Source organism: Mesorhizobium sp. B2-3-14, assembly GCF_006442175.1.
Lineage (GTDB): Bacteria > Pseudomonadota > Alphaproteobacteria > Rhizobiales > Rhizobiaceae > Mesorhizobium > Mesorhizobium australicum.
On sequence record NZ_VFVP01000010.1, the window covers coordinates 137194 to 154948 of the forward strand.

Below are 17755 nucleotides of genomic sequence, written 5' to 3' on the forward strand. Positions count from 1 at the left end.
CAAAATCATCTCGCTGCCGCGGCATTGTGCGACGCAATATGCAAAACTGCACCGCTCTCTAGGTAAGAGCAGCAAGAAACTTGGCAAGAGCACGCTTCCCTCTGAATCCCAACGTTTTTTCGGCGTGCGGTTGACGGCGTCTTTTTTGCGTCCGCCCGCGCCCGTTTACACCGATCGTGACAAGCTGTAACGTTTCAGTATACTACTTCCACTGCAGGTGACGCGCCATGGGGAGCGGCCGCAACATTGCCGGGCTGCCCGGCGGCTGCTATGCGCCTGATGGGCGGGACGGATGAACAGACAGCGCACGGCCAAGGATGACGAGGCGACGGCACAGGAGCGGCCGACGCTGAAGACGCTTGCCTTCATGACCGGGCTCGGCGTCACCACCGTCTCGCGGGCCTTGAAGGACGCGCCCGAGATCGGCGCCGAGACTAGGCGCCGAGTCCAGCTCGTGGCCAAGCAGATCGGCTATCGGCCGAACCGCGCCGGCGTGCGCCTCAGGACCGGCAAGACCAATGTCATCAGCCTCGTGCTCAACACCGAGCACGAACTCATGAGCTTTGTTTCCGACATCATCTATGGCGTCACGGAAGTCATCGCCGACACGCCCTACCACCTGATCGTCACGCCCTATTCGCGCTCGCAGGATCCGCTGGATCCGGTGCGCTATCTCGTGGAGACCGGCTCCGCCGACGGCGTCATCATTTCACGCACGCAGCCGAACGATCCCCGCGCCCGCTACATGCTGGAGCGCGGCATTCCCTTCGCGACCCACGGCCGCACCGATATGGGGCTCGTGCATCCCTATCATGATTTCGACAATTACGCCTTCGCGGCCGAGGCGGTGCGCCATCTCGCCGGCCTGGGCCGCCGCCGGCTCGCTTTGGTGACGCCGCCGGTGGGTTTGAGCTACTACCGCCACACGGTCGACGGCTTTGCCGACGCTCTGAGCGAAGTCGGCGCCAGCGAGGTACCGTTCAACACCGTTTCGATCGACCACTCGATCGAACAGATCAGGAGGAGGACCGCGCAGCTGATGCGGCGCGACATCAGGCCGGACGGCATCGTCAGCAGCGCCGCCGCCGCGACCCTCGCCATCGTCGCCGGCATCGAGGACGCCGGCTTGAAGCTCGGCCGCGACGTAGACGTGGTGTCGAAGCAGTCGTCGGAACTGCTGCATCTGTTCAGGCATGAATTGCTGGTCGTGAACGAAGACTTCCGCCTGGCCGGGTCCGAACTCGCCCGCTCGGTGCTCGGCTGGATCGGCGGCGCCGCGCCCGGCTCGCTGCAGAGCCTGAGCGAACCGAAGGGCGTCGTGGCCTATCGGCGCTCTGACTGAGCGTCTGCCCGGATCTGATCGGGCAAGTCCACATGCATCCCGTCAAACCAGGAACCGTTCTGGTCGGTAGCCCCGCGGTTCACATGAAGTCCGAAGCCGGTTGCTCCCGGATCGGCTAGTTCGGCACGAAGCCGCATGCTCGGGATCAGATAATCGCCACCATTCTGCCGCCGATAGGGAATGGGCGCCGTGGTCGCCAGTGTCCGCATCCGTTCGCGCAGGCGTTCGGCGACAAGCTCGAAGCCCGCCGCATCGAGACGGTCCGCACTGTACATCACGAACGGCGGAAGCACGTCGTAGCCCGGATAATAGAGGATTCCGTGATTGATCGGGAACAGCAGGTCGTCGATCGGTCCGTTGACGCCGCGCGGGGAGTAATGATCCTCCCAGCCGCCGGCTGTCACAATCAGCATCGCTCGCTTGCCCGCGAGTGTGCCCTCGCCGTACCGGTCACCCCATCGCTTGTCGCTATGTTCGCCGACGCCGTAGGCGAAGCCGTAGGCGAAGACCCGATCGACCCAGCCTTTCAAAATCGCCGGCATGGTGAACCACCACAGCGGAAACTGCAGGATCAGCGCATCGGCCCAAAGCAGCTTCTCGATCTCGGTCTTGACGTCTGCGGTCAGAGCATTGGACTCGTATGCTTGTTTGGAGGCCCCCACCGGCACCAGCCGCGCGTCTGGCGAAAGCTCGGGGAAGTCAGCGCGGTCGACCTCCGATTTCCAACCGTCCGCATAGAGGTCGGACACCCGAACCTCGTGGCCTTGAGCCTTGAGTTCCTTGACGGCGACGTCACGCAGCGTGCCGTTGAGCGACCGTGGCTCGGGATGGGCAAAGACAAGTAGGACTTTCATGATCCGTCGATCCTCTGTTGGAAACATTGACCCTGAGATAGCCAACAGCCGCATCATCCGCTACATGTCGAGAATGCATAATATTCTGCCGATTAATGGATAAATCAGCTGTCACGCTCGAGCGCATGCGCACCTTCGTGCGCGTTGCTGAACGAGGCAGTCTGTCGGCGGTCGCGCGTGAACTCGGGATCGGCCAGTCGACAGTCACGCGCCATTTGAGGGAACTGGAGGAGGCCGTCGGCGTCGCCCTGCTCAGCAGGACCACCCGGCGTGTCACGATGACCGATGAGGGCAGCCGCTATTATGCAGACAGCGTGCAGATCCTGCGCCTTGTCGAACAGGCGGGCGACGAGGTTCGCGGCACGCGCGCGGCGCCCGCGGGCACGATCCGGCTCTCCTGCACCGCCGCCATTGGGGTGCTGCATGTCAGCCGGCTTATCTTCGCGTTTCAGGACCGCTATCGCGACATCGGCGTCGATCTCAGCCTCACCGACGAACGCATCGACCTCGTCATGGAAGGCGTCGACATCGCGCTTCGTCTCGGCCCGCTCACCGACAGTTCCATGAAATTGCGAGCGCTCGGCCAATCCCGGCGACTGCTCGTGGGGGCGCCCGACTATCTCGCTGAACGCGGCAGGCCTGAAGGTCCCGGGGACCTGGCCGATCACGAAGGTATCCGGATGTCAAACGTTGCCGGCAGCGACACCCTTGTGCTGCAAGGACCAGACGGCAACCGCCATACAGTGCCGTTTGCAGGGCGCCTCCGGGTCGACCACGGGCTTGCCGCACGCGAAGCCCTGCTCGCCGGGCGCGGCATTGCGCCCGCCCACCAATGGCTTGTCGGCGATCTCCTGGCGTCCGGCCGGCTTGAAGCGATTCTGCCGGACTATGCGCTGCCTTCGGTTCCGCTCAGCATGCTGATCGTCCCCGAACGGGCGGGCATCGCCCGGGTCCGGCTGCTGGTCGATTTTCTTGCCCAACAGATCGGCGGCATCCCCGGGATCGAGAAGCCGCATGTGGAGCGATAAGTATTCCGGCACGGCAGCCAAGCTAAGCCGGATGTCTTCATGAGCGTGATCTAGCCAGCTGCGCCGCTGCCCCACGGTCCGTGGAACGCGCCCTGCTCGCCGATGCGCTCGAAACCATGCGCCCCGAAGAAGTCGCGCTGCGCCTGGATCAAGTTCGAGGTGCCGCGGCCCTGGCGGTAGCTGTCGAAATAGGCAAGAGCCGAAGACAGTGCAGGCACCGGCGCGCCGACTTCGGAAGCCCTCGCCACGACGCGCCGCAGCGACGGATGCGCCTCCTGCATCAGGCTGATGAAAGCTGGCGCCATCAACAGGTTGGTGGAAGCGCCGCCACTGAAAGCCTCGGCCATCGTGTCGAGCATCTGCGAGCGGATGATGCAGCCGGCGCGCCAGATCTTGGCGATGGTCGGCATCGGCAGGTTCCAGTTGAACTCCTTCGAAGCGCCGCTCATCACCGCGAAGCCCTGCGCGTAGGCGGCGATCTTGCCGGCGAACAGCGCCAGTTCGAGGTCTTTCAGCAGCGCGTCCTTGTCGCCGGAAATCCTGGTCACGCCGATATTGCCATAGGCTTTTTCCGCCGCCTGCCGCTCGTCCTTGATCGACGACAGCACGCGCGCCGCCACCGCCGCTTCGATCGCGGTTGCCGGAATGCCGAGCTGCTGCGCCTCGATGACGGACCATTTGCCGGTGCCCTTCTGGCCGGCGCGGTCGAGGATGATGTCGACCACCGGCTTGCCGGTCTTCGGATCGTCGGCGGCGAGCACCTTGGCGGTGATCTCGATCAGGTAGGAATTGAGCCGGCCCTTGTTCCAGTTGGAAAATACCGTGGCGATCTCCTTCGGCCCCATGCCCAGGCCGTCACGCAGGATGCCGTAGATTTCGGCGATCATCTGCATGTCGGCATATTCGATGCCGTTATGGATGGTCTTGACGAAATGCCCGGCGCCGTCGGTGCCGAGCCATGCGGCGCAAGGTTCCTCCTTGAACTTGGCGGAGATCGCGGTCAGCACCTTCTCGACGCGCTTCCAGGAGTCTTCCGTGCCGCCGACCATGATCGAGGGTCCGTGGCGCGCGCCCTCCTCGCCGCCGGAGACACCCATGCCGATGAAGGTCAAACCCGAGCCAGAGAGCTCGGAGAAGCGCCGCATCGTATCGCGGAAATTGGCATTGCCGGCATCGATGACGATATCGTTGTCGGACAGCACGCCACGCAGCGCTTCGATCTGCTCGTCGACCGGCTTGCCGGCCAGCACCATGATGATGATCGGACGCGGCGGCCGGATCGCGGCGGCGAGTTCCTCCAGGCTGTAGCAGGGGACGACCATGTCCCTGAGCGCACCGGAATTCTCGACGAAAGCGTCGGTGCGTGCCCTTGTGCGGTTGAAGACGGCGATGCGGTGCCCGTGCTCGGCGATGTTCAGCGCCAGGTTGGAGCCCATAGTGCCAAGGCCGATCAGGCCGATTTCGGCTTTTTCCATCGTTTCTTCCCTGCTTTCGGATCTGGTGTTTTCGAGCTTGCGCTCATTGTTGCTTGAATGATTGACGGCCCTTCAGGCCCGCGTCAACCGCCTCGCCCAATTGTGTGGCTGGGACGTTACGGTCTGATGTCGACCGGCGCCTCGATCTTCACCATCTCGAAGTCCGAGACCAGGATGTCTATGCGCACCATCCAGCGGCCGGGTACCGGGATGATGAGGTTGTCGACACGCCAGCTGCCGTCGCCGGGCCTGGTCGCCGCGCGCTTCAGCGGTTCGATGCCGGAATCGGGCTTCGACAGCACCAGCGTCACCTCCTTGGCGTCGAGCGGTCCGAAATCGCCGGTCATGATGATCATCGAGGCGACCACCGGCCCCGCATGGCCTGGCGTGATGCTGAGATCGGCCATCGCCTGCAGCGCGTGGATGTGGACCGAAACCGGCTGCGCCGCCGCGATCGCCAGTGCTCGTGGCGGCGGCGTGAAGCGCCAGCTCGCGGCGACCCCGAAGATCGCCAGCACGATCAGCACTTCGACGCCGACCGAGCGGGTGAGCCTGCGTTGCACCTCGGTCGCTCCCGCCTCGGCCGAAGCGGTGAGCTTCCAGCGGTTGACGGCGGCGAGCGTGAACAGGAAGACCAGCAGCGCGAGCTTGACCAGCAGCAGCCGGCCATAGGCTGTGTCGACCAGCGCCGAGGGTATCTGCACCTGGATCACGGCCAGCACGATGCCTGCCGCGGCAAGCAAGGCCACCACAGGCAGGATTGCCCATGAGAAGTGGTGCAGGAATTCGACGGCGCCCGCTGCTTGACGCTTCAGCGCGAGACCGAGCGGCACCAAGGCGCCGGCCCAGAAAGCGATGCCGACGCCATGCACGAAGACCAGCGGCCGTGTCAGCCATTGCGGCTCGGCCGCACTCGCATGGCCGCTGGCGGCGAGTGCGACGCCGACGCCAGCCAGCCCGGCAAGGGCAAGCGGCCTGGCGGCCGCGCGCGGTCCGGCCAGCGACAGCAGGCCAAGTCCCAAGGCGACCAGGGCGATCAGCACCGTCCAGCCGAAGCTGGTGCCGAGCCCGGTGCGCCAGATCACCGGCTGCGCCAGATGGGAGAGCGGCCCCCCCAGCGCATCGAGACCCTGAAAGCCCAGCGACAAGGGCGCCGCCACCAGCCCGCACAAGATCGCGGCCGCGACAAAGCGCTGGCCTGCACGGCCATCCCCGGCCAGCCAGGCAAAGGCGAACGCGCCGCCAATGCCGAAGAAAAGGCCTATGTAGAGAAAAACCTTGCCGATCCAGATCGCCGACCGCAGCGGCCAGTCAATCGCCTCGGAGACGGCCGGCGGCTCGCTTGGCGCGCCGACGGAAAACAGCAGCGAGCCGCCGACCGGATGGCCGTCGGCGGAAATGACACGCCAGCTCAGCACATGCGTACCGGATTTGAGCGCCCGCGGATTGTCGATCTCGACCGTCTGGTCGCTGAGACGGAAGTGGGTCAGCGGAACCGGGGTGCCGTCGGGCATCACCAACGTCAGCACCAACGGCGAGACCGGCTCGCTGAAGGTCAGCGAGAACCGCGCCGGGGCCTGCGCCAGCACCGCACCGTCGGCCGGATCGGTCTTGATCAGCGCCGCATGGGCAAGGGCCGGGCTTGTCGAGGCCATGACGATGAACGCCATGGCCGCGGCGAGCAGCCCGCCGGCAATCCAGCCGACGAGCTTGCTGTTCGTATCGGCTATCCAGGAAGGTATTGCGATCATGCCATGCCATGGGGATGCGGCGCTCCGACAGGCAGAGCGCCAGGGAGAAAAGCTATTTCTTCGGCGTGAGCTTGATGCCGGGCGCCGGGTTCTCCAGCGCGTCCTCATCCTGTCCGGCCGCCGGAATCTCGATCCAGCGGGCGGCGGCATCGCCGCATTCCTGCACCACCGGGAAGTACAGCTTCTGGCCGACGGGCAGGTCGGCCGTCAGCGTCGCGCGGAAGACGAACTCGTCGTAGAATTCATCCGGCAAATTGCCGCCGCTCCAGTCGACTTCCTTGACCCCATCGGCAACCGCCTGGCCGTAGAGCTGGTACGATTTCTCGTACTTGCCCTTCTTGGTCTGCAGCGTCCAGCCCGACTTGGGCATCGGCTTCACCGCGATCACCCCTTCCGGGATCTGCACGCGCACCGCCGTCGTGGCCTTGCCGTCGCAACCGTGCGGCACGCGCAGTACAGCCTTGTAGGTCGAGCCGACTGCCGCCTCCTGGGTCTCCAGCGTGATGTGCGCGAAGGCGGCATTTGTCCCCAGCACGAGAAACGCTCCGGCCGCCAAAAGATATTTGTTCATGATGGTCCCTCTGATTTCAAAATTGGTGATCGGCGCGATCAATTGGCGTGGTCGTCCATGCCGCCCATTTCGCCCATGCCTTCGACGGCGAACTCGATATTGACCGTGCCGGCCTTCTCGAAGGTCAGCGTGGCGGCGAATTTTTCACCCTGCCTGGGTTGCCGCTTCAGGCCGATGAACATCAGGTGGTAGCCTCCCGGCGCCAGCGCCACCTTGCCGCCTGCCGGGACTTCCAGGCCACCATCCACTGGCCGCATGGTCATGACGCCGTCCTTGACGCCCATTTGATGCAGCTCGGCCTTTTCCGAGACGTCGGAGGAAATCGACAGCAGCCGGTCTGGTGTACTGCCCTTGTTGACGATGGTGAAATAGCCGCCGGCCACCTTGGCGCCGGCTGGCGTGGCGCGCGACCAGGGGTGTTCGATTTCGAGATCGCCGACCTTGAATTCATGCGCCAGGACGGCCTGGGCGCCCAGGAAGACAAGCGCGAGGGCTAACGCGGCAATGCCGAGATCGGCTTTGAAGCGAGACAGGGTGCGGCCGAACACAGTGCCCGCCAATATACGGAAAGAATGGGACATGGTTGCTCCATGACGTGATGATCGCGCCGTCGCCGGTCGCGAATGCTTGATCTTGGATGAGTACGCTCGCGAAAGGTTCCGCAAGCAAGCAGGCTCAAGCCGCCAATGGCGGCGCGCGCGGGTTCGATGGGGAGCGTTCGCGGGCGAAGTCGAGATGCGTGGTCGCCGGGAAGACGAAGGCGACGGTCTCGAAGGAAAGGGACGCAAGCGCAAGCCCGGCATCGGCCGGCGGCGCAAAGGCCGGCGAAAACATGCTGCAGCCGAGTGTGCAGCAGGCCGGCGGATGGGACGGGTGCTGGTCGCCACCGGGAAGCTGTGTGGCGCCATCATGGGTACAGATGACGTTGCCGAAGGCATCGAGCTGCGCGGTATCAGGCCTGATGCTGAAGGCGAACGTACCAAGCGTCGACTGGAGCAACAGCAGACAGGCCGCGACAAGCGCGACCGGCATGCTCCAGCGTCTCTCCCGGCGGTTCACCATTTGCCTCTTCAAACGATCGATGACTATCCCTACCACGGCAGCCAGAGGTCGAAAATCGGCAATTCCATGCTGCGGCAACACGGCAGGATCAGTTCTTTTGGGATGGCCGGCTTTCCGGGATGGAGGTCAGCAATGTCTGGCGGGCCGACTTCAGGTGCTTGCGGCAGGCGGCATCGACCTTGCCGAGATCGCGCGACTTGAGCGCCTCGATATAGGCCAGATGCTCGCCGATCGCGACTTCGTTGCGCTCGCGTTCCTGCGCCTTGTTCCACTGGTAGTGGTAGTGGAAGATCATGGCGATGACGTCGTAGAAATCGACGATGAAGCGGTTGCGCGAGGCGCGATGAATGAGCCGGTGCAAGCGCTCGTCCAGCTCCGAGAACTCATTGAAACGCGTCGCGATCTCGCGTGCCAGAACGCGGTGTTCCCCTTCCAGCCGATCGAGATCACCCCATACCGGACTGTCCTGCGGCAGCGCTGTGAAGGCGGCGGCCGAGCGCAATTCGAACATTTCGCGGATCTCGGTCAGTTCCAGCGCGAAGGCCCGCGTGAAGCCTTTCAGCACCCAATGGCTGTTGCGGCGTTTTTCGATCAGGCCGAAGCGGGAGAAGCGGATCAGGAACTCGCGTACGCTGGTGGTGCCGACGCCGATCTCGCGCGCCAGTTCGAGCTCGTTGATCTGCATGCCGGCCTCGGCGCCGCCGGCCAGCAGCCTGCGCATGAACGACCGTTCGATGATCTCGGCCAGCGTGTCGGTCTCTTCCTCGGGAAAGAAATCATCCGCACGTGGGTCGCGCAGCACCGTCTTGGCGCGCTTGTTCCAGGCGATCAGCCCGGTCTCTTCCATGCGTGCAAGAATGCTGCGCACGGTGGTGCGGCTGACTCCCAGCAACGCGCCAAGTTCCGGTTCCGAAGGCAGGCTGCGCGTCTCATCGAGCAGCCTCAGACAACGGTTATAGGCGTCCTTGTAGACGTTGTTGCTCTTCGACATCCCCTGACCCGTTGCACGCCAGCGCTTGCGGCGGCCGGCTTGAAGCGCAATATGACGTTCCATCGTCCGCAGCGCCACCACTTACCCAGGCGGAACCGCCGTGAAAAAACAATTGACGCAAAACTGTTTTTTCACGATAAAAGACATTAACTCTTAACAAGCGCGTGTCAATCCGCGCATCCAGGATCACCCAGGAAACCGCCCGTGAACGTCTCGAATACCATTCTTCTGTCCCCCGCCGACAATGTCGCCGTTGCCAATGGGCGCATCGAGATCGGCACCGCGCTGCCGGGCGGTGCGCTCGCCGTCACCGTCATCGAGCCCGGCCACAAGGTGGCGATCAAGCCGATTGCCGCGGGTGAAGCCGTGGTCAAATACGCTCAGGCGATCGGTCGCGCCACGCAGGACATCGCGCCCGGCGAGCATGTCCATTCGCACAATCTGGTCTTCGAGGCCGGCCGCCTCCCCGTGGTGCCGCCAAGCGAGGCCGAGCATGCGACGGAAGCGGACCGCGCCCGGACATTCATGGGCTATCGCCGCGCCGACGGCCGCGCCGGCACGCGCAACTTCATCGGCATCATCGCCAGCGTCAATTGCTCGGCCACCGTCTGCCATTCGATCGCCGACACCGCCAACCGGACCCTTTTGCCGAAATATCCCGGGATCGATGGCTTCGTGCCCATCGTCCATGGCCAGGGTTGCGGCATGAGCGGCACCGGCGACGGCATGATGGTGCTGCACCGCACGCTGGCCGGCTATGCCCGCCACCCGAATTTCGGCGGCGTGCTGATGGTCGGGCTCGGCTGCGAGGTCAACCAGCTCACGCTTTACGGCCAGAAGGGTGCCGCCGCCGGCAAGCGCCACTTCAACATCCAGGATGCCGGCGGGTCGCGCAAATCGGTCGAAAAGGCGATGGGCGTGCTGGCCGAGATCGCCGAGGAAGTCGGTCAGTTGAAGCGCGAGCCGATCCCCGTCAGCGAGATCGTCGTCGGCCTGCAATGCGGCGGCTCCGATGGCATGTCGGGTATCACCGCCAATCCGGCGCTGGGTGCGGCCGTCGACATCCTCGCTGGCGTCGGCGGCATCGGCATCCTCTCCGAGACGACGGAAATCTATGGCGCCGAGCACCTGCTCGCCTATCGCGCCGCAAGCCCCGAGGTCGCCAAGAAGCTCGATGGCTACGTGAAATGGTGGGAGGATCACGTCGCCAAGCATGGCGCCTCGATCGACAACAATCCGTCGCCCGGCAACAAGCGCGGCGGCCTAACCACCATCCTGGAAAAGTCGCTGGGCGCGGTCGCCAAGGGCGGCCAGACGCCGCTTAACGGCGTCTTCGGCTACGCCGAGAAGGTCACCGGCAATGGGCTGGTGTTCATGGATACGCCCGGCTACGACCCGGTCTCTGCCACCGGTCAGGTCGCGGGCGGCGCCAATGTCATCGTCTTCACCACCGGCCGCGGCTCCTGCTTCGGCTGCCGGCCGACCCCCTCGATCAAGGTCGCCACCAACTCGACCATGTATCACCAGATGGAAGAGGACATGGACGTCAATTGCGGCGTCATTGCCTCCGGCGAAAAGACCATTGCCGGCATGGGCCGGGAGATCTTCGAACTGATCGTCGAGACGGCTTCGGGCCGCAAGACCAAGAGCGAGGATTTTGGCTACGGGGACAACGAATTCGTGCCCTGGCATCTCGGCGCGACGCTCTGATTTCGATTGATGTCTGATAGACTGCCCGGCCGGACAAGTGGCCGGGATAGGGAGGTTGCGCATGGAAAAACGCCGCATCGGCCAGACCGCGTTGGAGGTCACCGAAGTCAGTTTCGGAGGCGCCGCGATCGGCGGCCTCTACCGGGCGTGTTCGCGCGAAGCGGCAATGGAAACGCTGCAGGGTGCCTGGGAGGCGGGCCTGCGCTATTTCGACACCGCGCCCTTCTACGGTTTCGGCCTGTCGGAACGGCGCTTCGGCGATTTCCTGCGCTACAAGCCACGTGATTCCTATGTGTTGTCGACCAAGGTCGGCCGCCTGCTTCACCCGGTGCCCGAAGATCAGGTGCCAGACCACTCCTATGTCGATCCGCTGCCCTTCGCGCTGGACTACGACTATTCCTATGACGGCATCATGCGCTCGGTCGAGTTCAGCTATGCGCGCCTTGGGCTAAACAGGATAGACATCCTGTTTGTCCACGATATCGGCGTTTACACGCACGGTGTCGAGAAAACCAAATTGCACTTTCGCCAGTTGATGGACGGCGGCCTCAAGGCGCTCGAGGAGCTGAAGCGGGCCGGCACGATTTCCGCCTACGGGCTCGGCGTCAATGAAGTCCAGATCTGCCTCGACGTAATGCGCCGCGCGCCGCTCGACTGCATCCTGCTCGCCAGCCGCTATTCCTTGCTCGACCGCAGCGCGGAAGCCGAATTGCTGCCGCTGTGCCGGGCGCAACGCACCTCGCTTGTCATTGGCGGGGTTTTCAACTCAGGCATATTGGCGACCGGGCCGGTGCAAGGGGCGCATTTCGACTACCAGCCCGCCAGCCGCGATGTTCTCGACCGTGTCGACGCCATGGAGAAGATCGCCGCTGAAGGTGGCTACCCGCTGCCCGCCGCCGCGTTCCAGTTTCCTTTGCACGAACCCGCGGTCGCCACTGTGCTGACCGGTACCGCAAAATTGGCAAACCTGACGCGCAACCTCGAACTGCTCGATATCGACGTGCCGGAGACGGACTATGCCAGGTATCGTCCCTACACGGTGGTGCAGGAACTGCATTGAAGCGCATCTTCGCGATGTGCACGGGCGCGACCCGCCTTCACGATGTCGCGATCCAGAGAAGAATGAACATTCCATGTTGACTGATCTATGGAATTAATATTCCATACCTTCACAGAACGGAAACGGGAGCGCCTGACCGCGACAAGAGAGAGCCGCCGCTGGGGGAGTCATTGTCGGGCAGTTGGAAGAACTGGCTGAAACACCGCTTGCATCGGCTGGATCGATGCACTATCAAAACGGTGCAACTGTTTTTTATTGATAAAGTTCTGTTTGGGCCACGCCTATCCGGACGGAGCTTCCGTTAACGTTCACCGGGCGACTTAGGGAGGATCCTATGAAATTCGTGACCAGCATTCTCAACCGCCGCGCCGTCATGGCCCTGGCGGCAGCATCGATGCTCACCGGCGTCATGCATACCGCACCGGTTTCGGCGGCGGATGTGACCATCCCGATCATCGTCAAGGACACCACGTCCTTCTACTGGCAGATCGTTCTGGCCGGCGCCCGCAAGGCCGGCAAGGATCTCGGCATCAACGTGCCGGAACTCGGCGCCCAGGCCGAGACCGACGTCAATGGCCAGGTCTCGATCCTCGAGAACGCCGTCGCCAGCAACCCGGCCGCGATCGTGATCGCGCCCACCGAGTTCAAGGCGCTGGGCAAGCCGATCGATGAAGCAGCCGCCAAGGTCAAGGTCATCGGCATCGACTCCGGCGCCGACTCCAAGGCCTTCACCTCGTTCCTGACCACCGACAACGTGCAGGGCGGACGCGTCGCCGCGGACGGCCTTGCCGCCGCCATCGGCGCCGCCAATGGCGGCAAGATCGAGGGCGACGTCGCCCTGATCACCAACGCTCCCGGCGCCGGCTCGCTCGAACAGCGCAAGCAGGGCTTCACCGAGCAGCTCAAGGCAAAATATCCCGGCCTGAAGCTGGTCGCCGACAAATACGCCGACGGCCAGGCCACCACCGGCCTCAACATCGCCACCGACCTGATCACCGCCAATCCGAACCTCAAGGGCATCTTCGCCTCCAACCTGATCATGGCACAGGGCGTCGGCCAGGCCGTCGCCGAGAACAACCTTGGCGGCAAGCTGGCGCTGGTCGGCTTCGACAGCGACGAGAAGCTGATCAAGTTCCTCAACGACGGCGTCATTTCCGCCCTCGTCGTCCAGGATCCCTACCGGATGGGCTATGACGGCATCAAGACCGCGCTCGCCGCCTCGAAGGGCGAGAAGGTCGAGGCCAATGTGGACACCGGCGCCAATCTGGTGACCAAGGCCAATATGAAGGACCCCAAGATCGACGCGCTGCTCAATCCCAAGCTCTAAGCAGCCGGCGTTCAAAACCGCTTCCGGGGCCAGAGGCCCCGGAAGCATCCGCCGCCAAAGCGGCTTGGCGATCAGCCCGTTTGGCCTTCGCCTGAAAGACGACCGCAGCCTCGCCGAATGCCAACCGCGAGGCCAATCTGGGAGGATTGTCATGACGCCGACGGCGCAGGAACTGCATCCGGCCCCCGTGCTGGAACCCGGCAGGACCATCCTCGAACTGCGCGGGCTGGAAAAACGCTACCCCGGCACCCATGCGCTGAAGCCGGTCAATCTCGCCTTCAAGTCAGGCGAAATCCACGCCATCGTCGGCGAGAACGGCGCCGGCAAATCGACCCTCATCAAACTCCTGACCGGCGTCATGCCGCGCACCTCTGGCGAGGTCCTCTGGGAAGGCCAGCCGGCTGCCTTGGCGACGCCGCATGAAGCGATGGCGCTCGGCATCAATGCCGTGCACCAGGAAGTCGTGCTGTGCCGTCACCTGACGGTCGCCGCCAACATGTTCCTTGGCGAGGAAAATTCCCGTTTCGGCATCCTGCAGCAGCGCGCCATGGTCAGGGAAGCGCAGACGATCATCGACGATCTCGGCTTCGACCTGCCGGCGCATGTCGTGCTGGGTGATCTCACCATCGGCCAGCAACAGCTGATCGCCGCTGCCCGCGCCACGGTGCGCGGCACCAAATTCCTGATCTTCGACGAACCCACGGCCTACCTCACCCGCAAGGAGGCCGACCAGCTTTTCACGCTGATCCGGCGCCTGAAGGGTGAAGGCGTGACGATCATCTACATCAGCCATCGCATGGAGGAGGTCTTCGAACTCGCCGACCGGGTTTCCGTGCTGCGCGACGGCACGCTGGTCGGCACACGCAATATCGCCGAGACCAATGATGCCGAGCTGGTCAAGATGATGATCAACCGCTCTATCGAACAGGTCTATCACAAGGAGCATTTCACGCCGGGCGCTCCGATCGTCGAAACAAGGAACCTGTCGGGCAAAGGCTTCGAGAACATCTCGATGACGGTGCGTGCCGGTGAGATCGTCGGCCTCTACGGACTGATCGGCGCCGGCCGCAGCGAGTTCGTCACCTCGCTCTATGGACGTCACAAGAAGTCGGCCGGCCAGATCCTGTGGGAAGGCAAGGACGTCCAGATCAACTCCGAGCACGACGCCATCAAGCTCGGCATGGCACTGGCGCCGGAAAGCCGCCGCGACCAAGGCCTTTGCCTCAATTTGCCGGTTGGCCTCAACCTCAATTTGCCGATCTACAAGCGCATCTCCAGCAATCTGTTGATCTCGAATGCGAAAGAGAAGGCCGAGGCCGACCGTCAGATCGCCGGCCTGAGGATCAAGACGCCGACGCGCGGGGCGCTGGCGTCGAGCCTTTCGGGCGGCAACCAGCAGAAGATCGTCATCGGCAAATGGCTGGCGCACGGCGCCAAGCTGTTCATCTTCGACGAACCGACGGTCGGCGTCGATGTCGGCACCAAGGCGGAGATCTATCGCCTGTTCGGCGAGCTGTTGTCGAAGGGCGCCGGCATCATCCTGATCTCGTCCTATTTGCCGGAGGTCTACGAACTGGCCGACACGCTGCACGTGTTCCGGCGCGGCAAGCTGGTGGCCACGCACGGGTTCCACACCGCCAGTCACGAGGACATTCTCACGCAGGCGCTCGCCGAGAAACAAGAAAAACTGGGAGGACAGACATGAGCATCGAGGCGATCCCCGCCGAAAAACCGAAGCGCAACTACAACGTCCTGTTCGGGCTGACGCTGCTGGCGCTGCTGGTGCTGCTCTGGATCGTCCTGTCCTTGGCGACGCCAAGCTTCGCCTCGGGTAACAACATCGCCAATCTTCTGCGGCAGGGCTCGATGATCGCCATCATGGCGGTCGGCCAGACCTTCGTCATCATCACCGGCGGCATCGATCTGTCGGTCGGCGCGGTGGTCGGCTTCGCCACCGTCGTCGTCGCCATGCTGATCAATGCCGGCGTTCCGATCGCGGTCGCCATCCTGATCACCTTGCTCGTCGGTGTCGCCATCGGCCTTTTCCATGGCTTCGGCATCGTCAAGATGGGCTTGCCGCCGTTCATCATCACGCTGGCGACGCTGACCTCGCTGCGCGGCATCGGCCTTTTGATGACCAACGGCAACTCGATCAACATCAACAGCGACAGCTTTACCGCCTTCTCGCGCAATTCCTTTATCGGCATCCCCAATTTGTTCTGGATGGTGATCCTGGTGGGTGTGCCCGCCTATGTCTTCCTGCATCACAGCCGTTGGGGCCGCTACCTCTTTTCGGTCGGCTCCAACGCCGAGGCCTCGCGCCTGTCCGGCGTCAATGTCCAGCGCACCATCTACATGGCTTATACGCTGTCCGGCCTGTGCGCGGCCTTCGTCGGCGTGCTGCTCGCCGCCCGCATCGGCATCGGCAACCCGACCCAGGCCGAGGGCTGGGAACTGCAGGCGATCGCCTCTTCGGTCATCGGCGGCACCTCGCTGTTCGGCGCGGTCGGCTCGGTGCACGGGCCGCTGCTTGGCGCCTTCATCCTGGCCACCATCAACAACGGCGCCAACCTGCTCAACGTCAACTCGTTCTGGCAGCGCATCATCACCGGCGCGCTGATCATCATCATCGTCTACTTCGACGGACTGCGCCGCCGCGGCAAATGACGCATTCCAATCGATCGCCGGCCTGGCGCGGGCCGGCGATTTCTTGAACAGACTGGATCAAAGCATGAAAGCCGTCGTCTGCCGCTCGCCCGGCGACCTTGTTGTCGAAGACCACCCGGCTCCCGGCGCCCCGCCTCCCGGCTGGGCCCTGGTGGCGGTCAGTCATGTCGGCATCTGCGGCACCGACTACCATATCTTCGAGGGTAAGCACCCTTTCCTCGCCTATCCCCGCATCATGGGCCATGAAGTCTCCGGCACAGTGACCGAGCGGGGCGAAGGCGTCGACCTCGCCCTTGGCGAACCGGTGATCATCAACCCCTACCTTTCCTGCGGCAAATGCATCGCCTGCCGGCACGGCAAGCCCAATTGCTGTGTCAGGATCGAAGTGCTCGGCGTGCACCGCGACGGCGCGATGTGCGAACAGATCCTGGTGCCGGCTAAGAATCTCTATCCCACCAACGGCCTGTCGCTCGCCGACGCCGCCGCCGTCGAATTCCTGGCCATCGGGGCGCATGCCGTCCGGCGCGCCCGGGCCGAGCCTGGCGCCCGCACCCTGGTCATCGGCGCCGGCCCGATCGGGCTCGGCACCGCCATCTTCGCCCGCATTGCCGGGTTGGATGTGACACTTCTCGATATGAGCACCGAAAGACTGGTCTTCGCGGCGAGTGAACTCGGCTTTTCGATTCTCGACGGCTCGCAAGGACCCGTGTCCGATCTGGTGCGTGATGCGACCGACGGCGAAGGCTTCGACGTAGTCTTCGACGCCACCGGCAACACGCGATCGGTTCAATCGGCCTTTGCCCACGTCGCGCATGGCGGAGCGCTGGTGCTGGTCAGCGTCGTCAAGGACGATATTGTTTTTTCCGATCCCGAGTTCCACAAGCGAGAAATGACATTGATCGGCAGCCGCAATGCGTTGCGCGCCGACTTCGACCATGTCGCGGCCTCGATCCGCAATGGTGCCGTGCCGTTGGCCAAGCTTGTCACCCACCGCACCACGCTGGCCGATACGCCAGGAGATCTCGCACGCTGGGCGCATGAAAAGTCGGGCCTGATCAAGGCCGTGATCGAGATCGGATAGCCCTACAGCGCCGACAGCTTCAACTCCACCCGCTCGGCCGGAAAACGCGACTCCGAAAACTGGATCGGCTGGCCGTCAGGTGTGACGTTGACCGCAACCGTGACCAGCACGATGGCGCCCGGCTGCAGATCGAGATCGGCGAGATCGGCGGCGTCGGCATGGCGCGCCGAGAGCACGGTCGATTGCCTGAGATAATCGTCGATACCGAAACGTGCGAGCGAGGCGGTGATAGAACCGGTTTGCGCCATCGCCTTGTCGATGCCGGCAAAGCGCCGGGCATCGAACCATCCAGCGGCGCGCGACACTGGCCGTCCGTCAGCCTCGCCGCGTGTCTCCAACCGGATCACCTCGGCACCCCGGGCAAGGCCAAGGCCTTCGGCCACGCGCTGGCTGGCGGGCTCGACCGACGAAGCGAGCAGCACGACGTGCCGTTCCGACGTCTGCCCCTGCAGGCCAGTCGAAAAGCGTGTCCGCGCGCCAATCGGATACGACAGCCGCTTGCGTGACAGGACGAAGGTGCCGCGCCCCTGTTCGGCCCGCAGCACGCCCTCCTGCACAAGGGCCGATATGGCGCTGCGTACGGTGTGACGGTTAACGCCGTAGCGCTCGGCCAGCGCGACTTCGGGCGGCAGCGCGGCATTTTCGGCGAAATCGCCGGCGGCAATCGATTGCAGGATCCTGTCGGCGATCTGGCGCCACAATGAGACGCCGCTGCGTCGCTCGATGCTGTCGGCCACATCATGCTCGATCATGTTTTGCCCCCCGGCCTGTCACGCACCCGTCATGGACTCGCGTTAGGTAATATGTATAATTTGTATAGTTGTCTATATCAATAG

16 protein-coding genes are annotated in these 17755 nt (G+C 63.8%); 8 read left to right on the forward strand and 8 right to left on the reverse strand.

What is annotated here, in order from left to right:
* Positions 1-292: 292 nt before the first annotated feature.
* Entirely contained in the window at positions 293-1342 is a 1050-nt protein-coding gene (locus FJ950_RS23385; protein WP_140618913.1) for a LacI family transcriptional regulator, read from the forward strand.
* Here the strand turns inward: FJ950_RS23385 and FJ950_RS23390 are convergent.
* Positions 1324-2196, reverse strand: coding sequence for an NAD(P)H-dependent oxidoreductase (locus FJ950_RS23390; protein ID WP_140618915.1), 873 nt, complete (start codon positions 2194-2196; stop codon positions 1324-1326). The genes FJ950_RS23385 and FJ950_RS23390 overlap by 19 nt on opposite strands.
* Positions 2197-2291: 95 nt before the next feature.
* On the opposite strand from FJ950_RS23390, the gene FJ950_RS23395 reads away from it, so the two are divergent.
* Positions 2292-3224, forward strand: a complete 933-nt coding sequence (locus FJ950_RS23395; RefSeq protein WP_140618917.1) for a LysR family transcriptional regulator — start codon at positions 2292-2294, stop codon at positions 3222-3224.
* Positions 3225-3274: 50 nt separating this feature from the next.
* Here FJ950_RS23395 and gndA read toward each other — a convergent pair whose 3' ends face one another.
* The 6 genes from gndA to FJ950_RS23425 all read right to left on the reverse strand — a co-directional run bounded on the left by gndA (position 3275) and on the right by FJ950_RS23425 (position 9074).
* The gene (gndA, locus tag FJ950_RS23400) at positions 3275-4699 is read right to left on the reverse strand and encodes an NADP-dependent phosphogluconate dehydrogenase (RefSeq protein ID WP_140618919.1); all 1425 of its coding nucleotides are present in this window, start codon (positions 4697-4699) and stop codon (positions 3275-3277) included.
* Between the two features lie 116 nt (positions 4700-4815).
* Positions 4816-6450 carry a copper resistance CopC/CopD family protein gene (locus tag FJ950_RS23405; RefSeq protein WP_140618921.1) on the reverse strand — a complete coding sequence of 545 codons (1635 nt, stop codon included), beginning with the start codon at positions 6448-6450 and terminating at the stop codon, positions 4816-4818.
* 52 nt (positions 6451-6502) lie between these two features.
* Positions 6503-7021: a YcnI family protein gene (locus FJ950_RS23410; protein ID WP_140618923.1), complete on the reverse strand. Its 519-nt coding sequence runs from the start codon at positions 7019-7021 to the stop codon at positions 6503-6505.
* Positions 7022-7059: 38 nt separating this feature from the next.
* Positions 7060-7602 (reverse strand): copper chaperone PCu(A)C, encoded by a 543-nt coding sequence (locus FJ950_RS23415; RefSeq protein WP_140618925.1) that lies wholly within the window; start codon positions 7600-7602, stop codon positions 7060-7062.
* 94 nt (positions 7603-7696) lie between these two features.
* Complete coding sequence (locus FJ950_RS23420; RefSeq protein WP_140618927.1) at positions 7697-8053, reverse strand: DUF2946 family protein; 357 nt, start codon at positions 8051-8053, stop codon at positions 7697-7699.
* A 118-nt stretch (positions 8054-8171) separates the two neighbouring features.
* Positions 8172-9074 carry a GntR family transcriptional regulator gene (locus FJ950_RS23425; protein WP_140618928.1) on the reverse strand — a complete coding sequence of 301 codons (903 nt, stop codon included), beginning with the start codon at positions 9072-9074 and terminating at the stop codon, positions 8172-8174.
* A 204-nt stretch (positions 9075-9278) separates the two neighbouring features.
* Between FJ950_RS23425 and FJ950_RS23430 the strand changes: the two genes are divergently transcribed.
* The 6 genes from FJ950_RS23430 to FJ950_RS23455 all read left to right on the forward strand — a co-directional run bounded on the left by FJ950_RS23430 (position 9279) and on the right by FJ950_RS23455 (position 16919).
* Positions 9279-10784: an altronate dehydratase family protein gene (locus FJ950_RS23430; protein WP_140618930.1), complete on the forward strand. Its 1506-nt coding sequence runs from the start codon at positions 9279-9281 to the stop codon at positions 10782-10784.
* 61 nt (positions 10785-10845) lie between these two features.
* Positions 10846-11844 (forward strand): aldo/keto reductase, encoded by a 999-nt coding sequence (locus FJ950_RS23435; protein ID WP_015315664.1) that lies wholly within the window; start codon positions 10846-10848, stop codon positions 11842-11844.
* 334 nt (positions 11845-12178) lie between these two features.
* Positions 12179-13171, forward strand: a complete 993-nt coding sequence (locus FJ950_RS23440) for an ABC transporter substrate-binding protein (RefSeq protein WP_015315663.1) — start codon at positions 12179-12181, stop codon at positions 13169-13171.
* A 151-nt stretch (positions 13172-13322) separates the two neighbouring features.
* Positions 13323-14876: a sugar ABC transporter ATP-binding protein gene (locus FJ950_RS23445; RefSeq protein WP_140618932.1), complete on the forward strand. Its 1554-nt coding sequence runs from the start codon at positions 13323-13325 to the stop codon at positions 14874-14876.
* On the forward strand, positions 14873-15838 hold the full coding sequence (locus tag FJ950_RS23450; RefSeq protein WP_015315661.1) for an ABC transporter permease: 966 nt from the start codon (positions 14873-14875) through the stop codon (positions 15836-15838). Before FJ950_RS23445 ends, FJ950_RS23450 begins: the two co-directional genes overlap by 4 nt.
* A 64-nt stretch (positions 15839-15902) precedes the next feature.
* Entirely contained in the window at positions 15903-16919 is a 1017-nt protein-coding gene (locus FJ950_RS23455; RefSeq protein WP_015315660.1) for a zinc-binding alcohol dehydrogenase family protein, read from the forward strand.
* A gap of 2 nt (positions 16920-16921) precedes the next feature.
* Here the strand turns inward: FJ950_RS23455 and phnF are convergent, their stop codons facing one another.
* Positions 16922-17671, reverse strand: a complete 750-nt coding sequence (gene phnF, locus FJ950_RS23460) for a phosphonate metabolism transcriptional regulator PhnF (protein WP_140618934.1) — start codon at positions 17669-17671, stop codon at positions 16922-16924.
* Between the last annotated feature and the right edge of the window lie 84 nt (positions 17672-17755).